The 3,259-nt window shown below is 45.3% G+C and carries 3 protein-coding genes; all 3 read right to left on the bottom strand.

Features of this window, described 5'->3' with window-relative positions; translation table 11 throughout:
* A partial coding sequence (locus AB4653_RS27260) for an SLC13 family permease (protein WP_372105801.1) occupies positions 1-360 on the bottom strand: 360 nt, incomplete at its 3' end.
* Positions 361-558: 198 nt separating this feature from the next.
* A complete protein-coding gene (locus AB4653_RS27255) occupies positions 559-1,395 on the bottom strand; it encodes an ElyC/SanA/YdcF family protein (protein ID WP_102257342.1) in 837 nt (278 codons plus the stop codon).
* Positions 1,396-1,566: 171 nt separating this feature from the next.
* On the bottom strand, positions 1,567-3,255 hold the full coding sequence (locus AB4653_RS27250) for an NAD-dependent malic enzyme (RefSeq protein ID WP_009846476.1): 1,689 nt from the start codon (positions 3,253-3,255) through the stop codon (positions 1,567-1,569).
* Between the last annotated feature and the right edge of the window lie 4 nt (positions 3,256-3,259).

Genomic DNA, 3,259 nt, shown 5'->3' with positions numbered 1-3,259 from the left:
GAGCAATACTTTGTCAGCTATCGCTTTATCCAGCTCTTGCTTGTTCAGTGCGGCTGCCAACGCGAATCCGCCCATGAATAAGAATATGATGGGATTCGAAAAGTTAGCCAGTGCTGCGGGCGTGTTGAATACACCAAACAAGACAGCCAATAGGGGAACGAGCAAAGCGGTGATGCTGACGTGGATAGCTTCTGTTAACCATAGAATGGCAACGAACACGAGAATACTTAAACCCGTATTCACTTGCGCTTCGAATGGCAGGGAATTGAGCAAAACTGCAAATAGCGTGAAATTACCAATTAATATCATGCTGTTGCGGGTAAACAACCAGTGTTTCAGTGTAGTAACAAGTGCCGTCATAAGACGCTCCTTTTGTTTATCCTCGTTTTATTGGTGCACGACTTCGTTGAGCGGTGCTTATTATTTTCGAGGTATATAGACTTGATGTAGGGTCAGACTTTGTTGGGAGAATGTTACTCAAGTTAATAAAGGAGTGTTGGTGTGTTTTTGCTTAACAATGGGGAAGTGTGAGGCAACAAATTCAAAATGTGTAGTTTTCTACACATCGGTCTCTGCTGGTTCTAAAATAGGGCTTACTGAAGGAGTTGCAATCGGATTTTCAGTAGGGTTTGTATTGGGGTCTGCTATAGGATTTACATTGGGGTCCGTAATAGGGCTAGGAATCGGCAATGATTCTGGTTTTGGACTGGGTTGGATCGGCTCTTTAGGGCCAAGGAATTTTGGCGTAGTACCAATAATATACAGATCAAGAAACGCTTTGGTACGTGCAAACACTTCACGTAAACGTATTGAGGTTCCTGAATGATGGGTTGGTCCTGAAACCGCCAAACACTGCGCATTAATATCGTAAAAGTTAGCGATAAATAGCGCTCTTTCACAGTGGAACTTCTGAGTGATGATTAGGAAGTTATCGGTATCGAATATCTTTTTGGCGCGAACAATCGAATCTAGGGTTCTGAACCCCGCATAATCTAGATTGATGCGTTCATCGGGGACGCCCGCTTTTAACAAGTCGCGTTTCATCGTCCACGGCTCATTGTAAGAGCGATGAGCGTTATCGCCACTCAGTAGAAATTGGTCTACCTTTTCACGATCGAACAGCTCAATTGCCGCTTCGATTCGGTGCTTATAATAGTCGTTGAGTGTTCTACCTAAATATTTGCTTGTGCCAAGCACTACGGCGACCTCAAGCTCGGGCACTTCATCTATATCGTAGATGATGCGATCTTCTGCTTGCCATGAAACCCAATAATCGATCGCAATAACCGCAGCGCTGCCTATTAAGAACACGAGGAAAGCGCCAAACAGAAAACCTTGCAGTTTTTTGTAAGCTTTTAATAAGTGGCTACGGAAAATGTGAGAATCAAATTTCACTCTCGGTATGGTCCTTTGACTGAGCAATAATTTTTGAGTGCTCGATAATACCAAATAAAAATGAGAAAAATCAGTTAAAAAGACAAGACAGTGTAAAGAAAAAAGCCCCCGCAGTTGCAGAGGCTCTTGTAAGAGTAGTTAACGCTCTTTATTCCAAGCGCAGCACGTTTATTAGAATGCAGTACGCTTGTAGCGACGGTAAACCGGCTGCCAGAAGTGCTGGTCAATCGCTTGTTGTAGTGCTTCTTCAGTGATCTCTAGAGCAACACCTTGCTCAATCGCTTTTTTACCAACGGCAAAAGCAATCTTTTTAGATACGGTGTGGATCTCTTCCAATGGTGGAAGTAGAGCACCTGAGCCATTGATAGCAAGTGGGGAGCACGTTGCAAGTGCTCGGCTTGATTCCATTAGCATTTCGTCAGTGATGCGTGAAGCATTCACAGCCAATACACCAAGGCCAATACCTGGGAAGATGTAGCTGTTATTACACTGAGCGATTGGGTAAGTGGTGCCGTTGTGAACCACTGGCTCAAACGGGCTACCTGTCGCAACAAGCGCTTGGCCGTCAGTCCAACGAATAATGTCATTTGGTGTTGCTTCAACACGGCTTGTTGGGTTTGACAGTGGGAACACGATAGGGCGTTCGCAGTGAAGGTTCATCTCTTTGATGACTTCTTTGCTGAACAGACCCGGCGCACCAGATACACCAACTAATACTGTTGGTTTCGCGTGGCGAACAACGTCTAGTAGAGAGAAACCAGTGCCGTCGCTTTCCCAATCTTTGGTGTTCGCGTTGGTTTGAACTAGACGCTGTTGGAAATCAAGCAGGTTTTGCATGCCTTCCTGTAGCAGACCCCAACGGTCAACCATGTAAACTTGAGAGCGAGCTTGTGCATCGCTGATACCTTCAGACACCATTTGAGCAATGATAGCTTCAGCAATACCACAACCTGCTGAACCCGCACCTAAGAAGGTGATACGTTGATCTGACAGTTTGCTGTTCGCTGCTTTACATGCTGCAAGTAGAGAACCAACCGTTACGGCAGCTGTACCTTGGATGTCATCGTTGAAACAACAGATGCGATCTTTGTAGCGCTCAAGCAGTGGCATTGCGTTCTTTTGTGCGAAATCTTCGAACTGAACTAATGCATCAGGCCAACGGCGTTGAACCGCTTGGATGAACTCTTCAACGAATGCATCGTAGTCAGCACCCGTAATACGAGGATGGCGCCAGCCCATGTACATAGGGTCAGCAAGACGTTGAGGGTTGTTGGTACCCACATCGAGCACGATTGGTAGCATGTAAGCTGGGCTAATACCACCACAAGCTGTGTACAGTGCTAGCTTACCAATTGGAATACCCATACCACCGATGCCTTGGTCTCCCAAACCAAGAATACGCTCACCATCCGTAACCACGATAACTTTAACGTTGTGGTTTGTCGCATTATTCAGTAGATCATCGATACGATCGCGGTTCGGGTATGAGATAAACAGACCACGGCCACGACGGTAAATATTTGAGAAGTTCTCACATGCTGCGCCAACCGTTGGCGTGTAAATGATAGGCATCATTTCAGAGATGTGGTTTTGAACTAAACGATAAAAAAGCGTTTCATTAGTGTCTTGGATGTTACGAAGGTAGATATGCTTATCCATATCACTTTCGAAGTTACAATATTGCTTGTATGCACGTCCTACTTGCTCTTGGATTGTTTCGGTTGTTTCCGGTAACAAGCCTTCAAGGTTGAAAGAACTGCGCTCTTCAGCAGAGAATGCGCTGCCTTTGTTTAGAAGAGGGGTACTTAGTAGAGCAGGACCAGCATAAGGGATATATAGAGGGCGTTTATCGTTGTTCATTAGA

The sequence above is a fragment of the Vibrio sp. 10N.222.48.A3 genome (assembly GCF_041475345.1).
Taxonomy (GTDB): Bacteria; Pseudomonadota; Gammaproteobacteria; order Enterobacterales; family Vibrionaceae; genus Vibrio; species Vibrio tasmaniensis_A.
Note: the sequence above shows the minus strand (reverse complement) of the source record. Positions and strands in the feature narration are given on the sequence as shown.